The organism is Azospirillum brasilense (assembly GCF_022023855.1).
GTDB lineage: Bacteria > Pseudomonadota > Alphaproteobacteria > Azospirillales > Azospirillaceae > Azospirillum > Azospirillum brasilense_F.
Window position 1 is genome coordinate 399,472 of sequence record NZ_CP059450.1, and the last position, 18,099, is coordinate 417,570.

General features: G+C 70.2%; 16 protein-coding genes and 1 tRNA gene. 12 read left to right on the forward strand and 5 right to left on the reverse strand.

The features are described from left to right. Genes H1Q64_RS15205 through leuD form a run of 7 tightly spaced genes read left to right on the forward strand, consistent with a single transcriptional unit; the run spans position 1 to position 8,770 of the window. Positions 1 to 903, forward strand: a complete 903-nt coding sequence (locus H1Q64_RS15205) for an isocitrate lyase/PEP mutase family protein (RefSeq protein ID WP_237906011.1) — start codon at positions 1 to 3, stop codon at positions 901 to 903. Next, positions 900 to 2,645 carry a hydantoinase B/oxoprolinase family protein gene (locus tag H1Q64_RS15210; RefSeq protein ID WP_237906012.1) on the forward strand — a complete coding sequence of 582 codons (1,746 nt, stop codon included), beginning with the start codon at positions 900 to 902 and terminating at the stop codon, positions 2,643 to 2,645. The genes H1Q64_RS15205 and H1Q64_RS15210 overlap by 4 nt, the downstream gene beginning before the upstream one ends. Positions 2,646 to 2,663: 18 nt before the next feature. Continuing rightward, positions 2,664 to 4,736, forward strand: a complete 2,073-nt coding sequence (locus H1Q64_RS15215) for a hydantoinase/oxoprolinase family protein (protein ID WP_237906013.1) — start codon at positions 2,664 to 2,666, stop codon at positions 4,734 to 4,736. Continuing rightward, a complete protein-coding gene (locus tag H1Q64_RS15220; RefSeq protein ID WP_237906014.1) occupies positions 4,733 to 5,347 on the forward strand; it encodes a cysteine hydrolase family protein in 615 nt (204 codons plus the stop codon). The genes H1Q64_RS15215 and H1Q64_RS15220 overlap by 4 nt, the downstream gene beginning before the upstream one ends. Beyond that, positions 5,344 to 6,753 (forward strand): FAD-dependent oxidoreductase, encoded by a 1,410-nt coding sequence (locus H1Q64_RS15225; RefSeq protein WP_237906015.1) that lies wholly within the window; start codon positions 5,344 to 5,346, stop codon positions 6,751 to 6,753. Before H1Q64_RS15220 ends, H1Q64_RS15225 begins: the two co-directional genes overlap by 4 nt. Continuing rightward, on the forward strand, positions 6,750 to 8,171 hold the full coding sequence (leuC, locus tag H1Q64_RS15230; protein ID WP_237906016.1) for a 3-isopropylmalate dehydratase large subunit: 1,422 nt from the start codon (positions 6,750 to 6,752) through the stop codon (positions 8,169 to 8,171). Before H1Q64_RS15225 ends, leuC begins: the two co-directional genes overlap by 4 nt. A 2-nt stretch (positions 8,172 to 8,173) precedes the next feature. Next, a complete protein-coding gene (gene leuD, locus H1Q64_RS15235; protein ID WP_237906017.1) occupies positions 8,174 to 8,770 on the forward strand; it encodes a 3-isopropylmalate dehydratase small subunit in 597 nt (198 codons plus the stop codon). Positions 8,771 to 8,796: 26 nt separating this feature from the next. On the opposite strand, the gene H1Q64_RS15240 is transcribed toward leuD, so the two are convergent. The 5 genes from H1Q64_RS15240 to erpA all read right to left on the reverse strand — a co-directional run bounded on the left by H1Q64_RS15240 (position 8,797) and on the right by erpA (position 11,977). Then, on the reverse strand, positions 8,797 to 9,693 hold the full coding sequence (locus H1Q64_RS15240; RefSeq protein WP_237906018.1) for a diguanylate cyclase: 897 nt from the start codon (positions 9,691 to 9,693) through the stop codon (positions 8,797 to 8,799). A gap of 143 nt (positions 9,694 to 9,836) precedes the next feature. Continuing rightward, positions 9,837 to 9,926, reverse strand: a tRNA-Ser gene (locus H1Q64_RS15245). 205 nt (positions 9,927 to 10,131) lie between these two features. Continuing rightward, the gene (locus H1Q64_RS15250; protein WP_237906019.1) at positions 10,132 to 10,704 is read right to left on the reverse strand and encodes a hypothetical protein; all 573 of its coding nucleotides are present in this window, start codon (positions 10,702 to 10,704) and stop codon (positions 10,132 to 10,134) included. Positions 10,705 to 10,777: 73 nt separating this feature from the next. Beyond that, positions 10,778 to 11,563, reverse strand: coding sequence for an exodeoxyribonuclease III (locus tag H1Q64_RS15255; protein ID WP_237906020.1), 786 nt, complete (start codon positions 11,561 to 11,563; stop codon positions 10,778 to 10,780). A gap of 45 nt (positions 11,564 to 11,608) precedes the next feature. Beyond that, positions 11,609 to 11,977 (reverse strand): iron-sulfur cluster insertion protein ErpA, encoded by a 369-nt coding sequence (gene erpA, locus H1Q64_RS15260; protein WP_237906021.1) that lies wholly within the window; start codon positions 11,975 to 11,977, stop codon positions 11,609 to 11,611. Between the two features lie 206 nt (positions 11,978 to 12,183). Here erpA and H1Q64_RS15265 point away from each other — a divergent pair, with 206 nt between their 5' ends. From H1Q64_RS15265 to H1Q64_RS15285, 5 genes are all read left to right on the forward strand, one after another. Beyond that, positions 12,184 to 13,383, forward strand: a complete 1,200-nt coding sequence (locus tag H1Q64_RS15265) for a deoxyguanosinetriphosphate triphosphohydrolase (RefSeq protein ID WP_237906022.1) — start codon at positions 12,184 to 12,186, stop codon at positions 13,381 to 13,383. 31 nt (positions 13,384 to 13,414) lie between these two features. After that, the gene (argS, locus tag H1Q64_RS15270; RefSeq protein ID WP_237906023.1) at positions 13,415 to 15,175 is read left to right on the forward strand and encodes an arginine--tRNA ligase; all 1,761 of its coding nucleotides are present in this window, start codon (positions 13,415 to 13,417) and stop codon (positions 15,173 to 15,175) included. Next, positions 15,172 to 16,116: an SPOR domain-containing protein gene (locus H1Q64_RS15275; protein ID WP_237906024.1), complete on the forward strand. Its 945-nt coding sequence runs from the start codon at positions 15,172 to 15,174 to the stop codon at positions 16,114 to 16,116. Before argS ends, H1Q64_RS15275 begins: the two co-directional genes overlap by 4 nt. Positions 16,117 to 16,427: 311 nt before the next feature. Beyond that, the gene (gene nagZ / locus H1Q64_RS15280; RefSeq protein WP_237906025.1) at positions 16,428 to 17,354 is read left to right on the forward strand and encodes a beta-N-acetylhexosaminidase; all 927 of its coding nucleotides are present in this window, start codon (positions 16,428 to 16,430) and stop codon (positions 17,352 to 17,354) included. A gap of 48 nt (positions 17,355 to 17,402) precedes the next feature. Further along, the gene (locus H1Q64_RS15285) at positions 17,403 to 18,095 is read left to right on the forward strand and encodes a site-2 protease family protein (RefSeq protein ID WP_170295833.1); all 693 of its coding nucleotides are present in this window, start codon (positions 17,403 to 17,405) and stop codon (positions 18,093 to 18,095) included. The last annotated feature ends 4 nt before the right edge of the window (positions 18,096 to 18,099 follow it).

Sequence of the window (18,099 nt, forward strand, 5' to 3'; positions counted from 1 at the left end):
ATGACCCGACCCGATCTCACCTTCAAACAGCGGCTTTCCGAGGACCGCGTCGTCCTGGCCCCCGGCGTCTACGACGCCTTCACCGCCTCGCTGGCGGCGGGGGCGGGGTTCGAGGCGCTGTACCTGTCGGGCGCGGCCATCGCCTACACCCGGCTCGGCCGGCCCGACATCGGGCTGGTCTCGGTCAGCGAGGTGGCGGACACGATCGCGCTGGTGCGCGACCGCGTGCCGACGCCGCTGGTGGTGGACGCCGACACCGGCTACGGCAACGCGCTCAACGTGCAGCGCACCGTGCGCATGTTCGAGCGTGCCGGGGCCACCGCCCTGCAGCTCGAGGACCAGAGCTTTCCCAAGCGCTGTGGCCACCTGACCGACAAGGCGGTGATCCCGGCCGGCGAGATGGCCGGCAAGATCAAGGCGGCGGTCGACGCCCGGACCAGCGAAGGCACCCTGATCATCGCCCGCACCGACGCGGTGGCGGTGGAGGGCGTCCCGGCGGCGCTCGACCGCGCGCGTCTCTATGTCGAGGCCGGCGCCGACGTGCTGTTCGTCGAGGCGCCGAAGAGCCGCGAGCAGCTTTCCGCCATCGCCACCGATCTCGGCGGCATCCGCCCGCTGCTGGCGAACATGGTGGAGGGCGGGCAGACGCCGATCAGCTCCGCCGCCGACCTCGGCGATCTCGGTTACCGGCTGGTGATCTTCCCCGGCGGCATCGTGCGGGCGCTGGCCCGGCAGGCGCAGGACTACTACGCCTCGCTGGCTGCCCACGGCACCACCCAGCCCTTCCGCGACCGCATGTTCGACTTCAACGCGCTGAACGATCTCATCGGTACGCCGGAGATGCTGGCGCTCGGCGAAACCTACAAGGACTTCACCTCCGCAAAGCGGGAGGACGCAGCATGACCACCAAGACCACCACAATCGACCCTGTCACGCTGGCCGTCCTCAAGGGCCGGCTGGAGCAGATCGCCGACGAGATGGACGCGACGCTCTACCGCTCCGCCTTCAACCCGATCATCGCCGAGGCGCGCGACGCCTGCCACGGCCTCTACCACGCCGAGACCGGCGCCACGCTGGTTCAGGGCACCAACGGCCTGCCGATCTTCGTCGGCGCCATGGCCTTCGCGGTCAAGGCGGTGATCGACAAGGTGGCGCGGGAGGGTGACCTGCACCCCGACGACATCTTCCTGTTCAACGACCCCTACGACGGGGGCACCCACCTGAACGACTTCCGGCTGGTGCGGCCGATCTTCCGTCAGGGCCGGCTGTTCTGCTGGATGGCGTCGGTCGGCCACTGGCTCGACATCGGCGGCAACGTGCCGGGCAACTTCAACGCGCGGGCCACCGACAGCTTCCAGGAGGGCGTGCGCATCCCGCCGGTGAAGCTGGTCAAGGCCGGGGCGATGAACCACGACCTGCTGGCGATCCTAGCCGCCAACTCCCGCGTGCCGGTGTCCAACTACGGCGACCTGAACGGGCAGCTCAACGCGCTCGACCTCGGCGTGCGCCGGCTGACCGAACTGCTGGACGAGCATGGCGAGGACACCGTCGCGGCGGCCTTCGACGCCTTCACCGCGCGGGCCGAGGCGCTGATGCGCAGCGCGCTGTCCAGGCTGCCCGACGGCACCTACAGCTTCGAGGATTATCTCGACAACGACGGCATCACCGCCGACCGTCTGCGGATCGCACTCGACCTGACCATCGCGGGCGACCGCATGGTGCTGGACTTCTCCCGCTCCTCGGCACCCTGCGCCGGGCCGCTCAACATCGCCTACTCCACGGCGGTCGCCTGCTGCTACGTCGCGCTGAAGCACGTCTTCACCGACGTGCCGGCCAACGCCGGCTGCCTCAACCCGATCACCTTCGTCATCCCCGAGACGACCTTGCTGGCGGTGAAGCCGCCCAAGCCGGTCGGGGGCTACACCGAGACGATCCTGCGCGTCATCGGCGTGGTCTTCGGCGCGCTGGCCCTGGCCGACCCGGCCCGCGCCACCGCCGCGCCCTTCGGCACCATCAACGCGCTGTCACTGGCCGGCCACCGTCCGGACGGCTCGCGCTGGGTGATGTTCTCCTTCTTCGGCGGCGGTCTGGGCGGCAACCCGGAGAGCGACGGGCTGAACCACGCCAACAACCCGATCTCCACCGCCACCATCCCGCCGGTGGAAATCCTCGAAGCCGCTTATCCGGTGATGTTCACCCAATGGGCGCTGCGCCCGGATTCTGCCGGGGCCGGCCTGCACCGCGGCGGGCTGGGGGCCGTCTACGAGATCGAGGCGCTGACCGCCGCCGACGTCTTCCTGCTCGGCGAGCGCGGCGTCTTCGCCCCCTTCGGGGTTGCCGGCGGCACGCCCGCAGCGCTGAACCGCTTCGTCTGGCAGAGCGACGAGGGCGAGAAATCGCCGCCGCTTGCCTCCAAGGTCACCGACGTGAAGATCCGCGACGGCCAGCGCGTCCGGCTGGAGACTCCCGGCGGCGGCGGCTGGGGCGATCCGCGACGCCGCGACGCCGAGGCCGTGGCTCGCGACGTGCGGCTCGGCTATCTCGGCGCCGAGGCCGCGCGCAGCGCCTACGGCGTGGCGCTGACCGACGACGGCGCGCTCGACGTCGCCGCCACCGCGGCACTCCGCGAACCCTCCGCCGCCTGACGAACCGGAAGCAAGACCATGAGCAACGGTATCTCCACGGGTGCCATCGTCGGCGTCGATGTCGGCGGCACCTTCACCGACCTGTTCCACTATGATGAGGCGCGCGGCAGCTTCCGCACCGCCAAGGTCCCCTCCAACCGCGGCGACGAGGCGGTCGGTTTCCTCGCCGGCCTGCAGAGCTTCGGCCCGGTCGCCGAGTTGGGCTCCATCGTCCACGGCACCACGGTCGGCACCAACGCGCTCCTGGAGCGCAAGGGCGCCAAAGTCGGGCTGATCACCACCGCCGGCTTCCGCGACGTGCTGGAGATGCGCCGCCGCGACCGTCGCCAGACCTGGGGCCTGTGGGGCGACTTCGTCCCCGTGGTCGACCGCGACCTGCGGCTGGAGGTGGCGGAGCGCACGCTGGCCGATGGCACCGTCCGCACCGCCGTCGATCCGGAGGAGGTGCGCGCTTGCACCCGCCGGCTGGCCGAGATGGGGGCGGAGGCGCTGGCCATCGTCTTCATCAACGCCTACGCCAACCCGGCCAACGAGCTGGCGGCGCTGGAGGCGGCGCGCGCGGTCTGGCCCAACGCCAACCTCGAATGCTCGTCACGCATCCTGCCGGAGATCCGCGAGTTCGAGCGCACCTCGACCACCGCGCTCAACGCCTATCTCCAGCCGGTGGTCGGCAGCTACCTCGCCAAGCTCGACAACGCGCTGGCGGGGGAGGGGTTCGGCGGCCGTTTCCACATCGTGCAGTCGAACGGTGGCGTCATGTCCACCGACACCGCCCGGCGCCTGCCGGTGCGCACCGCCCTGTCGGGGCCGGCGGCCGGCGTCATCGCGGCGGCGGCGATTTCCAAGGCGGCGGGCTTCCCCAACGTCATCACCGGCGACCTCGGCGGCACCAGCTTCGACGTGTCGCTGGTGGTGGAGGGGCAGACGATGCTGGCCGCCCAGACGACCATCGACTTCGGTCTGGTCGTGCGCACGCCGATGATCGAGATCACCACAATCGGAGCCGGCGGCGGCTCCATCGCCGGGGTCGATCCCGGCGGCATGCTGCAGGTCGGGCCGGAGAGCGCCGGCTCGCGGCCGGGGCCGGTCTGCTACGGCCAGGGCAACACCCGCCCGACGCTGACCGACGCCAACGTGCTGCTCGGCCGCATCAACGCCGAACGGCCCATCGGTGGCAAGCTCGCCCGGCTGGACGTCGATGCCGCCCGCACCGCCATAGCCACCCACGTCGCCGAACCGCTCGGCCTCGACGTTATGGCGGCGGCGGAGGCGGTGGTGCGCATCGCCAACAGCAAGATGGCCGGCGCCATCCGCCTCGTCTCCATCGAGCGCGGCCACGACCCGGCCAAGTTCGCCGCCGTGCCCTTCGGCGGCGGCGGCGCGCTGCATGTCGGCGCGCTGATCAAGGAGGTCGGGCTGAAGGCGGCGCTGGTGCCGCGCTTCCCCGGCGTGACCTCGGCGCTCGGCTGCGTCATCGCCGACATCCGCCACGATCAGGTGCAGACGGTGAACCTGCCGCTGGCCGGCATCGACGCCGCGTCGCTCGACCGCCGCATGGTGGAGGAGGCCGCGGCCGCCCGCACCGTGGTGGAGTCCGCCGGCCTCAGCGTCGAGCGCATCGACCTCGTCTTCGAACTCGACATGCACTACATCGGCCAGACCCACACGGTCGCCGTGCCGCTGCCGGTGTCGGTGGCGAACGGGACCACGGGTGTCGACGAGGCGACCATCCGCGCCGCCTTCGAGCGCGCCTATCAGGCATCCTTCAGCCGGCTTCTACCGGGGGTGGGCGCCAAGATCGTCAATCTGCGCACCGCCGCCATCGGCCGCCGTCCGCATTTCGACCTCGCCGCCCTGGCCCCGGCCGCGGGCACGACGGTGGAAGGCGCCTATGCCGGTTCGCGGCCCGTCTGGTTCGACGGGGCGTGGCACGAGACGGCGATTTACAACCGCCTCGACCTGCCGGTCGGCGCGCACATCCAGGGTCCGGCGATCCTGGAGCAGCCCGACGCAACCACTGTCATCGACCCCGACCTGAGCGCCCGCGTCGACGGGTACGGCAACGTCATCGTGGAAAGGAGCGCCCGATGAGCGCCGCCCTAATTTCCATCGAGCGCACCGCCCTGCTGGTCTGCGACCTGCAGAACGATTTCCTCCACCCGGAGGGGGCCTATGGCCGCGCCGGCCAGACGGCGCCGGAAATCCTAGCCTTGCCGGAGCGGGTGAAACCGTTGGCCGACCTGCTGCGGTCGCGCGGCGGCTGGGTGATCTCGACCAACTTCACGCTGGTGCCGGGCCGGGGCGGCGAGCCGATGATCTCCCCCCATCTGAAGGCGTTGCGCCCCTTCCTGGCGAAGGGCGACTTCCAGCCGGGAGGCTGGGGGCATCGCACGGTGGACGCGCTCCAGCCAGTCGATGTCGAGGTGGAGAAGATCGCCTATTCCGCCTTCTTCATGTCGCGGCTGGAGTGGGTGTTGCGGAAATGCGGGGTGGAGCGGCTGCTGGTCTGCGGCATCGTCACCAATGGCGGTGTCGCCTCGACCGTCCGCGACGCCCATGTCCGCGAATTCGACACCATTTTGCTTGAGGACGGCTGCGCCGCCTTCACGCCGCAGGTCCATGACGTCTCGGTCGCCGCTCTGCGCCCGGTCTGCCGTGTGGCGACGGTCGCGGCGATGCTGGAGGAGCTGTCCGCGCCATGAGCCGCATCCTGCCCGCTGATGGCGTGGCGTTCGAATTCTCGGTGCCCGTCGTCGTGATCGGCGGCGGTGCGGCCGGGATGATCGCGGCCCTCACCGCCCATGAGCGCGGGGCGGAGGTGCTGGTGCTGGAGCGCGACGCGCTGCCCCAGGGCTCCACCGCCCTGTCAGCCGGCCTGATCCCGGCGCCGGGCACCCGCTGGCAGCGCGCCGCCGGGATCGAGGACAGCCCGGAGCGCTTCGCCGCCGACATCATCGCCAAGGCGAAGGGGGAGCCCGACCCGGCGGACGTCTCCCGCGTCGCCCGCGCCGTCGGCCCGGCGCTGGAATGGCTGGCCGACCGCTACGGCTTGCCGTTCTCGGTGGTCGACAACTTCACCTATCCCGGCCACAGCGCCCGTCGCATGCACGGGCTGCCCAGCCGGTCGGGGGCGGAACTGATCGACCGGCTGCGCGGCGCCGTCGAGGCCGCCGGCATCGACGTGCTGTGCGAGGCGCATGTGACCGCGCTCTACGCCGACGGCCCGCGTGTCCGCGGCGTGGAGGTCACCCGGCCCGACGGCAGCGTCGAGCGGGTCGGCTGCGCGGCGCTGGTCCTCGCCTGCAACGGCTATGGCGGCAACAGGGCGCTGGTCGAGCGCCATGTGCCGGAGCTGGCCGACGCGCTCTATTTCGGCCATCCCGGCAACCAGGGCGACGCGCTCCTCTGGGGCGAGGCGCTGGGCGCGGCGACGCGGCACCTGTCGGGGCATCAGGGCCACGGTTCGGTCGCCCATCCCGCCGGCATCCTGGTCACCTGGGCGACGGTCACCGAAGGCGGCGTGCAGGTGAACACCGAGGGCAAGCGCTTCTCCAACGAGGCACAAGGCTATTCGGAGCAGGCCGCCGTCGTGCTGCGCCAGCCCGATGGCATCGCCTGGACCGTCTTCGACGAGCGCATCGCCGCCGTCGCCCGCCAGTTCGAGGATTTCCGGCAGGCCGAGGCGATGGGCGCAGTGCTCAGCGCCGATAGCCCGGCGGACCTCGCCCGCCAGATGAAGATCGACGCGGAGGCCCTGACCGTCACGTTGGCCGAGGTCGACCGGTTGAAGGCAGCGGGGGGAACCGACGGCTTCGGCCGGACCTTCGCCGGCTCGGCGCCGCTGGTGGGACCCTACCGCGCCGTCCGCGTCACCGGTGCCCTGTTCCACACCCAGGGCGGGCTGGTCGTCGACGACGACGCCCGCGTCTTGAGCGGGGAGGGGGCTCCGCTGCCCAACCTCTACGCCGCCGGCGGGACCGCCTGCGGCGTGTCGGGATCGAAGGCGTCCGGCTACCTGTCCGGCAACGGGCTGCTGACCGCGGTGGCGCTGGGGCGCATCGCCGGGGCTGCCGCCGCAGAGGCAGTGAGGGAGGAGGACATTCAATGACGCAGCACCCCCGCAGCCTGTTCGACAAGGTCTGGGACGCCCATCTGGTGGCGACCCGGCCGGATGGGCAGGCGCTGCTCGCCATCGACCGCCATTTCCTGCACGAGGGCTCGTTCCATGCCTTCGGCATGATCGACCACGCCAAACGCCCGGTGCGCCGGCCGGAGCTGACCTTCGCCGTCGCCGACCATTACGTGCCCTCGCACAGCCGATCCATGCCCATTGCCGATCCGGAGATCGCCAACATGGTGACGATGCTGGAGGCGAACGCCGGCCGCCATGGACTGCGCCATTTCGGTCTGCACGATCCGGCGCAGGGCATCGTCCATGTGCTGGCGCCGGAACAGGGGCTGACCCTGCCGGGCCTGACCATCGTCTGCGGCGACAGCCACACCTCCACCCACGGCGCCTTCGGTGCGCTCGCCTTCGGCATCGGAGCCACCGAGGTGTCGCATGTGCTGGCGACCCAGACGCTGTGGCAGCGCCGGCCCAGGACCATGCGCGTCACCGTCGATGGGGAACTGGGCGCGCATGTGACGGCCAAGGACCTGATCCTGGCGGTGATCGGCTTCATCGGCGCCGACGGGGCGGCCGGCCACGTCATCGAATACACCGGCAGCGCCATCCGCGCCCTGTCGATGGAAGGCCGGCTGACCGTCTGCAACATGTCGATCGAGGCAGGCGCGCGGGCCGGCATGATCGCCCCCGACGACACCACCTTCTCCTGGATCGAGGGGCGGCCCTACGCCCCCAAGGGGGACCTGTTCGACCAAGCCGTCGCGCACTGGCGGACGCTGCCCAGCGACCCGGGGGCCGCCTTCGACCGCGAGGTGTCGCTCGACGCCGCCGCCATCGCCCCCTCGGTCACCTGGGGCACCAGCCCGGAGACCGCGGTGCCGGTCTCCGGCGCGGTTCCCGATCCCGGCGCCGAGAGCGACCCGGTGCGCGCCGGCCAGATGCGCAAGATGCTCGACTACATGGGGCTGACCCCCGGCACGCGGCTGGAGGAGGTCGGCATCGACCGCGTCTTCATCGGGTCCTGCACCAACGCCCGTCTGGAGGATCTGCGCGCCGCCGCCGCCGTGCTGCGCGGCCGCCGCGCCGTGGTGCCGGGTCTGGTGGTTCCGGGGTCGGTCCCGGTGCGCCGTCAGGCCGAGGCGGAGGGCCTGGACCGCGTCTTCACCGACGCCGGTCTGGAATGGGGCGAACCCGGCTGTTCGATGTGCGTCGGCATCAACGGCGACCTCGTCCCGGCCGGGGAGCGCTGCGCCTCCACGACCAACCGCAACTTCCCCGGCCGCCAGGGGTCGAACGCGCGCACGCATCTGATGAGCCCGGCGATGGCCGCCGCCGCCGCCGTGACGGGGCGCCTCACCGATGTCCGGACGCTCGATGTCCGCAAGCTGGGAGCTTCGTAAGGATGGATCCCTTCGTCACGCTGACCGCGCCGGCGGTGCCGCTCGACATCGCCAACATCGACACCGACCAGCTTTTGCCTGCCCGCTTCCTGAAGAAGCCGCGCAGCGCCGGTTACGGCAATTTCCTGTTCCATGACGAGCGCAAGCCAGGCTTTCCGCTGGACGACCCGGCCTATGTCGGGGCGCGCGTGCTGGTGACCGACCGCAATTTCGGCTGCGGGTCGTCGCGGGAGGGAGCGGTCTACGCGCTGGTGGACGGCGGGTTCCGCTGCGTCGTCGCCCCCAGCTTCGGCGACATCTTTGCTGCCAACGCCGCCAAGAACGGTCTGCTGACCATCACCCTGCCGGAGGAGACGGTGGCGGATCTGCGCCGCCAGTTGCAGGAAACGCCGGGCGCCGCCGTCACCGTGGACCTGCCGGCCCAGACGCTGACCGGCCCGGACAGCCAGCCGCTGACCTTCGCCATCGACCCGTTCAAGAAGGAATGCCTGATCGAGGGCCTCGACGACGTGGCCCTGACGCTGCGCCACCAGGACGCCATCGATGCCTTCGACCGCGTCGACGCCGAGGCGCGGCCCTGGCTGGTGCCCGGAGCCTGACGGGTCGTTGACGGCTCCGCACCGGATCACGGCGCGGCGTCGCATACCACGCGATTGCGGCCGCCGTTCTTTGCGCGGTACAGCGCCTCGTCCGCCCGGGCGAGCACCGCGGCGACGCTGGTCTCGGCCGGTCTCAGCGCGCTGACCCCGATGCTGACCGTGAAGGAGAGGACGGACCCGGCGCCGTTGGCGATCCGCACGTCGGTTTCGGAAAGCGCCCGGCGCAGCCGCTCCGCCAGCAGCGCCGCTCCCTGCGGCGGCGTTTCGGGCAGCAGGATGGCGAACTCCTCGCCGCCCAGCCGGCCCAGGACGTCCGCGCCGCGGACCATGGAGCGGCAGACGCGGACCACGGTGCGGATGGCCTCGTCCCCGGTGGCGTGGCCGTAGGTGTCGTTGACCTTCTTGAAGTGGTCGATGTCCAGCATGATCGCCGACAGCGGTTGGCCGCTGCGCTGCGCCCGAGCCACCTCGTCGGCGGCGCGCGCCATGAAGCGCCCACGGTTCAGTGCGCCGGTCAGCGAATCGGTGGTGGCGAGGCGCTCCAACTGGCGCTGCATGTCGACCACACGGGAGGCGGCGAGCAGCCGGGCGCGCAGCCATGTCAGGTCCAGCGGCTTGCGCAGGAACTCGTCGGCGCCGTTCTCCACGACCTCGAAGAACTGGTTGGTGATGCTGCCGGGGATCATCAGCATGAGGTAGAGGTGCCGTTCCCGCTGCGCCGCACGCAGGTGCCAGCAGACCTCCACGCCCTCCATCTCGCCGACGCGGAAATCGACCAGCGCGATGTCGATGGGCTCGTCACGGCAACGCGCCAGCGCCGCCTGACCGCTTTCGGCAAAAGCCGTCTGATGGCCGAAGCCCTCAAGCTGCTGGCACAGCACCGTACGCGCCATGCGTGAATCGTCCACCACCAGAATCCGCATGCGGCCTCCACGACCATTGCTTCAGAGAAGCACAAAGCCCTGAAGGAAACATTACAACCGTATGGATTTTCGAATGAACCCGCATCAAGGGGTTGCAAGCGCCGATTCGGTTGGGAAACGCAGAAATGCAAGCGGAAATTAGGTGGCGGATGGGGTGGGATTCGAACCCACGGTGAGGTTGCCCCCACGCCAGTTTTCAAGACTGGAGCCTTAAACCGCTCGGCCACCCATCCAATCAACGCCTTCAAGGGCTTAGCCTTGCGCGTCTGGGAACCATTGCCAGCTGATCCCCGCTTTGATCCCCGAAGATGGAGCCTGATCTCGGCTCTCCGCTTGCTGGGGATCGGAAGCGGGGGGAACATGCCGTGTCCCTGTTTCGGGGTCAACTCGCTTTTGAGCCCCGCCGTACAACAAACACCAACGTTAAACGTGAGGGCGTCACATCCGGATCGGACGGCCCAGGTTTGACAGTCGCTTCGTCGGCTTCGGGGGCGTCGGAGAGTCGGAGAAATCGGGCAGGCTGGGGGCGCGGCTGATGACTTTGCGGATCATGACGCCCGTCGCCTCTAGGTCCTCGATCACCGTGGCCGACACGCGGCCCGCGTAATGCGGGCGGTCCAGCTTGGTGCGCATCTCCTCGATGATCCTCAGCTCCGGCTCGAACAGTTCGCGGGCGCCGATGGGAAGCGCCTGATCGTCCCGCATCCGTTCGAAATAGTTCCGCGTGGCGCGGGCCAGCAGGCCGGTCAGCAACAGGTCGATCCTCTCGAACTCCGTTCGCAGGTCAGACAGCTTCGCCGTGTTGACGGTCGTCAGGCGCTCTTCCGTCAGGGTGACGAGGGCGCGCACCTCTTCCACCTTCCGGCGGAAGCCGAGGAAGGAGGAGAAGCGGTCTTCCTCAATATCGCGCTGCGCGCGCGCGCCCAGTGCAACCGCTTCGCCGGCCTGCTGCTCGATGGCCGTCAGCAACTCTTCGATCGCTCTGCGGCCGCTGTCCTGTCCCCAGACCATCGTCTTGCCGCCTCTCCCCGCGGATGGACGCTCGCTCGGTTTCCGAGTCGGTCTTGAGGATGCGTGAAAAAATTTAAGAAATGTCTGCCCCGTCGCGCAGGTCGAGCAGGACGGGCGTATGGTCGGACGCCTTTTCCGCACCGCGTGGGCGGCGGTCGATGCGGCACTCCACCAGACGGTCGGCGGCCTGTGGGGATAGCAGGAAATGGTCGATGCGCAACCCCAGGTCCCGCGGCCAACAGCCCGCCTGATAGTCCCAGAAGGTGTAGGCGTGGTCGTCGTCGTGCAGGGCGCGGTAGGCCTCGGTCAGGCCCAGATTCAGCAGGGCGCGGAACTTCGCCCGCGATTCGGGCTGGAACAGGGCGTCGCCGGCGAAGGCCACCGGGTCGAAGACGTCGCGCGGCTCCGGGATGATGTTGTAGTCGCCGCCCAGCACGAAGGGGATCTCCTGCGCCAGCAGACCGCGGGCGTGGGCGTGCAACCGATCCATCCAGCGGAGCTTGTAGGCGAACTTCTCGGTCCCGAGGGGGTTTCCGTTGGGCAGGTAGAGCGAGGCGATGCGCACACCGTCCACCGTGGCCTCGACATAGCGGGCCTGCTCGTCCTCCGGCTCGCCGGGCAGGCGGGTCAGCACGTCCTCGTGCGGCGCCTTGGAAAGGAACGCCACGCCGTTGTAGGACTTCTGCCCCATCGGCGTGACGTGATAGCCCAACTCCTCGAAGGCGGCGCGCGGGAAGGCCGCGGTCTCGCACTTGATCTCCTGGAGAAGCGCGACGTCCGGGGACTCCGCGCGCAGCCAGTCGGTGATCAGCGGAAGGCGGGCCTTCGCCGAATTGACGTTCCAGGTGGCGATCTTCACGTCGAGTTCTTCTTGTTCGGCAAAGGCCAGGGGAGAAAGGAACCGTCAGGCGGCGAAGGAATTGCCGCAGCCGCAGGACGCCGTGGCGTTCGGGTTCTTGATCTGGAACGCGGCCCCCATCAGATCCTCGACATAGTCGAGGGTGGAGCCGGCCAGCAGGTCCAGCGAGACGTCGTCGGTGACGACCTTCACGCCGTTCTTCTCGAACACATGGTCCTCCTCGTTCGCCGTGGCGTCGAAGGCGAAGCCGTACTGGAAGCCGGAGCAGCCGCCGCCCGACACGGTCAGGCGCAGCATCAGGGCCGGGTCGCCCTCATGCTCGATCAGGAAGGCGACGCGCTTGGCGGCGCTGTCGGACACGGTCAGAACGCGCGCACCCTCTTGCGCGGTGGCGGGAAGGGCGGTGTCGGGCATTGGACGGACCTCGGAGTTTCGCGGGACAGACGACACGATGACGAATGTAAGGGTGCGTCCGCCTTTCGTCAAAGGCATGTCCGGCGCACTCATGCCTGACCTGCGGTTCGCCTGTGCCCGAATGCCTGCTTGCGGCTGCCGGATGTCTCGGCGGGTCTCCGCCTTCGCCGTTGCACAGCGCGGTTTGCGTCGGTAGTGTCCGCGACATGACGGCGGACTTCTTCCAGGATCGCCCGGCGCCCTATGGCTGCGACCCCGCACAGACGCGCGGCCGGCTGTTTCCGGAGCCGGAAAGCCCGACGCGCTCGTGCTACCAGCGCGACCGCGACCGGATCGTGCATTCCGGTGCCTTCCGCAAGCTGAAATACAAGACGCAGGTCTTCGTCTATCACGAAGGCGACTATTTCCGCACGCGCCTGACCCACAGCCTGGAGGTGGCGCAGATCGCCCGCTCGATCAGCCGCGCGCTGGGGCTGAACGAGGATCTGGCGGAGGCGGTGGCGCTCGCCCACGATCTTGGCCACACCCCCTTCGGCCATGCGGGTGAGGATGCGCTGAACGCCTGCATGGCGCCTTACGGTGGCTTCGCCCACAACGACCAGACGCTGCGCATCCTGACGATGCTGGAGCGGCGCTACGCCGATTTCGACGGGCTGAACCTGACCTGGGAAGCGCTGGAGGGCGTGGTCAAGCACAACGGCCCGCTGCTGCCTCTCCGTGATGGTGAAAAGCTGCCGACGACGCTGGCCTCCTTTCGGGAGCGCCGGGACCTGGAGCTTCACACCAACCCCGGCGCCGAGGCGCAGGTGGCGGCCCTGGCCGACGACATCGCCTACAACAACCACGACATCGACGATGGGCTGCGCGCCGGCCTGTTCACGGTGGACGAGGTGGCGGAGCTGCCGCTGGTCGGCCCGGTGGTGCGGCAGGTCTGCGACCGCTATCCCGGGCTGGAGCGCTCCCGCCTGATCCATGAGACGATCCGGCGAATGATCAACAACATGATCGTCGACCTGCTGGCCGAGACGCGGGAGCGGCTGGACCGTCACCGCCCGGGCAGCGCCGCCGAGCTGCGCGCCCTGCCGGAGGCGGTCGTCAGCTTCTCCCCCGCGATGTTCGAGGCGCAGCGGCCCTTGCGCGCCTTCCTGAAACAGCGCATGTACCGCCATTACCGGGTGAACCGGGAAATGAGCAAGTGCAAGCGGGTGGTCACCGCCTTGTTCGACCTGTTCATGGCCGAGCCGAACACCCTGCCGACGCAATGGCAGGAAGAGATCGCCAAACAGGGCGGGCACGGGGACCGGACGGTGCTGGCGCGGCTGGTCGCCGACTACATCGCCGGCATGACCGACCGCTACGCGCTCGCCGAATACGCCCGCCTGTTCGACATGGACGCCAAGACCTAACCGGCCCAGACCTAAAGCAAGAATTGAAACGATGAACATCTTCAAGGTCTTCGAGAACGACATCCGCAAGCTGCTGGACGAGCTGGCCGCCGAGGGCCAGATCCCGGCGGGGCTCGATACCGCGCGCCTGACGGTGGAACCGCCGCGCGAGGCGGCGCACGGCGACCTGTCGACCAACGCGGCGATGATCCTGGCGAAGCCGGCGGGCAAGCCGCCCCGTGCGCTGGCCGAGCTGCTGGTGGCGAAGCTGAAGACCCGCCCCGACGTGGCGAGCGCCGAGATCGCCGGTCCGGGCTTCGTGAACCTGCGCCTGTCGGCCGATGTCTGGCGCGACCGCATCCGCGACGTGCTGACCGCCGGCACCGCCTATGGCGAGAGCACGCTGGGCGGCAAGCGTCCGGTGAACGTCGAGTATGTGTCGGCCAACCCCACCGGCCCGCTGCACGCGGCCCATGGCCGCGGCGCCGTCTTCGGCGACGCGCTGGCCGCGCTGCTGGAGAAGGCCGGCTACGCCGTCAGCCGCGAATATTACATCAACGACGCCGGCGCCCAGGTTGACGTGCTCGGCCGCTCCACCTTCCTGCGCTACCGCGAGGCGCTGGGCGAGGCCATCGGCGAGATCCCGGCGGGCCTCTATCCCGGCGAGTATCTGAAGGAGGTCGGGCAGGCCTTGGCCGAGCGCGACGGCAGCAAGTGGGTTGGCGCGGACGAGGCCGACTGGCTGCCGGCCTGCCGCGACTTCGCCATCGCCACGATCATGGCATGGATCAAGGAGGACCTCGGCGTCCTCGGCGTCCGCATGGACGTCTACAGCTCCGAACGCGCGCTGGTGAAGGCCGGGGCGGTGGACACGGCGTTGAAGGCGCTGGAGGACCGCGGCCTGATCTATGTCGGCGTGCTGGAACCGCCGAAGGGCAAGAAGCCCGACGATTGGGAGCCGCGCCCGCAGACGCTGTTCAAGTCCACCGACTTCGGCGATGACGTCGACCGCCCGCTGAAGAAGTCGGACGGGTCCTTCACCTACTTCTCCAACGACATCGCCTATCACTACGACAAGCACCGCCGCGGCTTCGACCTGCAGATCGACGTGTGGGGCGCCGACCACGGCGGCTACGTCAAGCGCATGCAGGCGGCGACCACGGCGATCACCGAGGGCAAGGCGTCGCTGGACGTGAAGCTCTGCCAGCTCGTTCATCTGATGAAGAACGGCGAGCCGGTGAAGATGTCCAAGCGCGCCGGCACCTTCGTGACGCTGCGCGACGTGATCGAGGAGGTCGGCCGCGATGTCGTCCGCTTCATCATGCTGACCCGCCGCAACGACCAGACGCTGGACTTCGACTTCGCCAAGGTCGTGGAGCAGTCGAAGGACAACCCGGTCTTCTACGTGCAGTACGCCCACGCCCGCTGCCGCTCGGTGCTGCGCCACGCCGCGACGGCTCTGCCGGGGGCCGACCTGTCGCTGGCGGCGCTGGCCGCCCGGACCAACCTCGCCCGCCTCGACAGCGAGGAGGAAATGGCTCTGGCCAAGCGCATGGCGACTTGGCCGCGTCTGGTCGAATCCGCCGCCGAGGCGCACGAGCCGCACCGCGTGGCCTTCTACCTCTACGATCTCGCCAGCGACTTCCACGCCCTGTGGAACAAGGGCCGCGACGACACCAGCCTGCGCTTCCTGATCGACGGCGACGAGGAGGTGACGGTGGCCCGTCTGGCGCTGGTCAGCGCGGTCGCCACGGTGATCGCCTCCGGCCTCGCCGTGATGGGCGTGGAGCCGGCGGAGGAATTGCGGTCATGAGGTATGAGGGCGATGCCAACTACGCCAGCGATCCCTACGGCACGCCGCCGCAGCGGGGAGGTCGGCGCGGTCTGCTCGGCCTCGGTCTGGCGGTGGTCGGCATCGTGGCCTTCGCCGGCGCGATCGTCGTCGTCTACAGCGGCAAGGGGCAGAGCACGCCGGACGGCGGCCCGCCGCTGCTGATGGCCGACAGCGCGCCGACCAAGGCCCGCCCGGAGCAGCCCGGCGGCATGGAAGTGCCGCACCAGGACAAGCTGGTCTACGAACGGCTGAACGACCGCGGGTCGAAGTCGCAGATCGAACGCCTGCTGCCGCCGCCGGAGGAGCCGCTGCCGCGGCCGGTCGTGGCCCCCCAGGTGCCGCCGTCGCCGACCCTGCCGGAGGCGCCCGCGGTGGCCCAGCTTCCGCCGCCCCCGCCGGGCTCCACCACCACGGTGCCGCGCCAGGACGGGGAGGGGACCGCCGTGCCGCCGCCCGTCGCGTCTCCAGCCCCCCCACCCGCCGTAGCCGCGCTCCCCGCACCGGCACCGGCGCCCAAGGCCGCCCCGCCGCCCGCGGCCAAGCCGGCTCCGGCTCCGCCGCAGGCCCAGACGCCGCCTGCCGCGGCGCCCAAGCCGCAGCCCGCGCCGCCGGTGGCGGCCGCCCCAGCTCCGCAGCCGGCGCCCACTCCGGCACCCGCCAAGGCATCGGGTGGAGGGAACTGGCGCGTCCAGCTCGCCGCGGTGCGCAGCGAGGCCGAGGCCTCGACGGAATGGAAGCGCCTGACCAGCCGCTACGGCGCGGCGCTCGGTGGGCTGTCCATGCAGGTCGCCAAGGCCGATCTGGGCGAGAAGGGCATCTTCTACCGCATCCAGGGTGTCGGCCTCGACGAGGAGCGCGCCAAGTCGGTCTGCGCCCAGCTCAAGTCCCAGAATGTGGGGTGTGTGGTTGTCCGTCCCTAATCCGGCTTTGCCGAACGCCCGAAACGCGTCCGGACCTCATCGTGCGCCTCACCGTGCGGTGGTGTTCGGCGCCGCCGGCACCGCCCTGACCGCGGACGAGCGCGCCTTTTTCTGTGACGCCGACCCGCTGGGCTTCATCCTGTTCCGGCGCAACTGCGACACGCCGGAGCAGGTCCGCGCGCTGGTGGCGGAGATGCGCGCGGCGGTGGGCCGCGCCGACGCCCCCGTGCTGATCGACCAGGAAGGCGGACGGGTGGCCCGCATGCGCCCGCCGCACTGGCCGGCCTTCCCGCCGATGCGCGCCTTCGGCGATGTTCCGGCGCAACTGCGACACGCCGGAGCAGGTCCGCGCGCTGGTGGCGGAGATGCGCGCGGCGGTGGGCCGCGCCGACGCCCCCGTGCTGATCGACCAGGAAGGCGGACGGGTGGCCCGCATGCGCCCGCCGCACTGGCCGGCCTTCCCGCCGATGCGCGCCTTCGGCGATCTCGCGGCCCGCGACGCCGCCGCCGGTCGGGAGGCTGCCTGGATCAACGCCCGGCTGCTGGCGCTGATGCTGGCGGACTGCGGCGTGACGGTGGATTGCGCCCCGGTCTGCGACGTGCCGGTGGAGGGCGCCCACGACATCATCGGCGACCGCGCCTTCTGCGGCGATCCGGCCCGCGTCGCCGATCTGGCGCGGGCGACCTGCGAGGGGCTGATGGCCGGCGGCGTTCTGCCGGTCGTCAAGCATCTGCCCGGCCATGGCCGGGCCTTCACCGACAGCCACGCTGAGCTACCGGTGGTGGACGCCCCGCGCGCGGCGCTGGAGGCCACCGACTTCGCGCCGTTCCGCGCCCTGGCCGACATGCCGCTCGGCATGGTCGCCCATGTGGTGATGAAGGCCATCGACCCGGACCAGCCCGCCAGCACCTCGGCGATCGTGATGCGCGACGTGGTGCGCGGCGCCCCCATCGGCTTCGACGGGCTGCTGTTCAGCGACGACCTGTCGATGGGTGCGCTGGCCGGCGGCATGCGCGGACGCGCGGAGGCGGTCCTGGCGGCCGGGCTGGACGTCGTGCTCCACTGCAACGGCGTGATGGAGGAGATGGTGGCGGTGGCCGAGGGCGTTCCGGCGATGAGCGGCGCGGCGGTGCGGCGCTGGGCGAGGGCCGAGGCGATGCGCGGCCCTGCGCAGCCGGTGGACGCCGACGACTTGCGGGCGCGTCTGGCGGAATTGCTGGGAACTCCCCAGGTTTAGAGCCATGCTCAGGCTTCCCGGACGGGTCCGGGGAGCGCAACGGGAGAGATGCGCGTGCTGGAAGGTCTGATCGACCGCATACCGATGATCTTTGCGGTCGCCATCCCCGCGATCCTCGCCATCACGATGCACGAGGCGGCGCACGGATTCGTGGCGATGTGGCGCGGCGACGACACGGCGTGGCGGCTGGGCCGGGTGACGCTGAACCCGCTCCGCCACATCGACCCCCTGGGCACGGTGGTGCTGCCGGCGGTGATGTATTTCACCACAGGGTTCGTCTTCGGCTGGGCCAAGCCGGTGCCGGTGAATTTCGGGCGCCTGCACCACCCGCGCCGCGACATGGTGTGGGTGGCGCTGGCCGGGCCGGGGGTGAATTTCGTACTGGCGCTGGTCTCCGCGATCATCTGGGGCTTCACCAGCCCGCAGGGCGGGGCGACGGAGATGTGGGTCCGCGCCGCGCTGGAGGTGTCGGTCCTGGTCAACGTCGTGCTGATGGTCTTCAACATGATCCCTCTGCCGCCGCTCGACGGCGGGCGCGTGGCGGTCGGCATCCTACCCGACGCGCTGGCCTTCCCGCTGGCCCGGCTGGAGAAGTACGGCATGCTGATCCTGATCGGCGCCTTCTTCCTGCTGCCCTTCATCGGGCGGGAGCTTGGCATGGACCTCAGCGTCTTCTCCTGGGTGCTCGGCCCGCCGGTGGATTACATGATCGAGCTGATCCGCATCCTCAGCGGCAACTGACGGC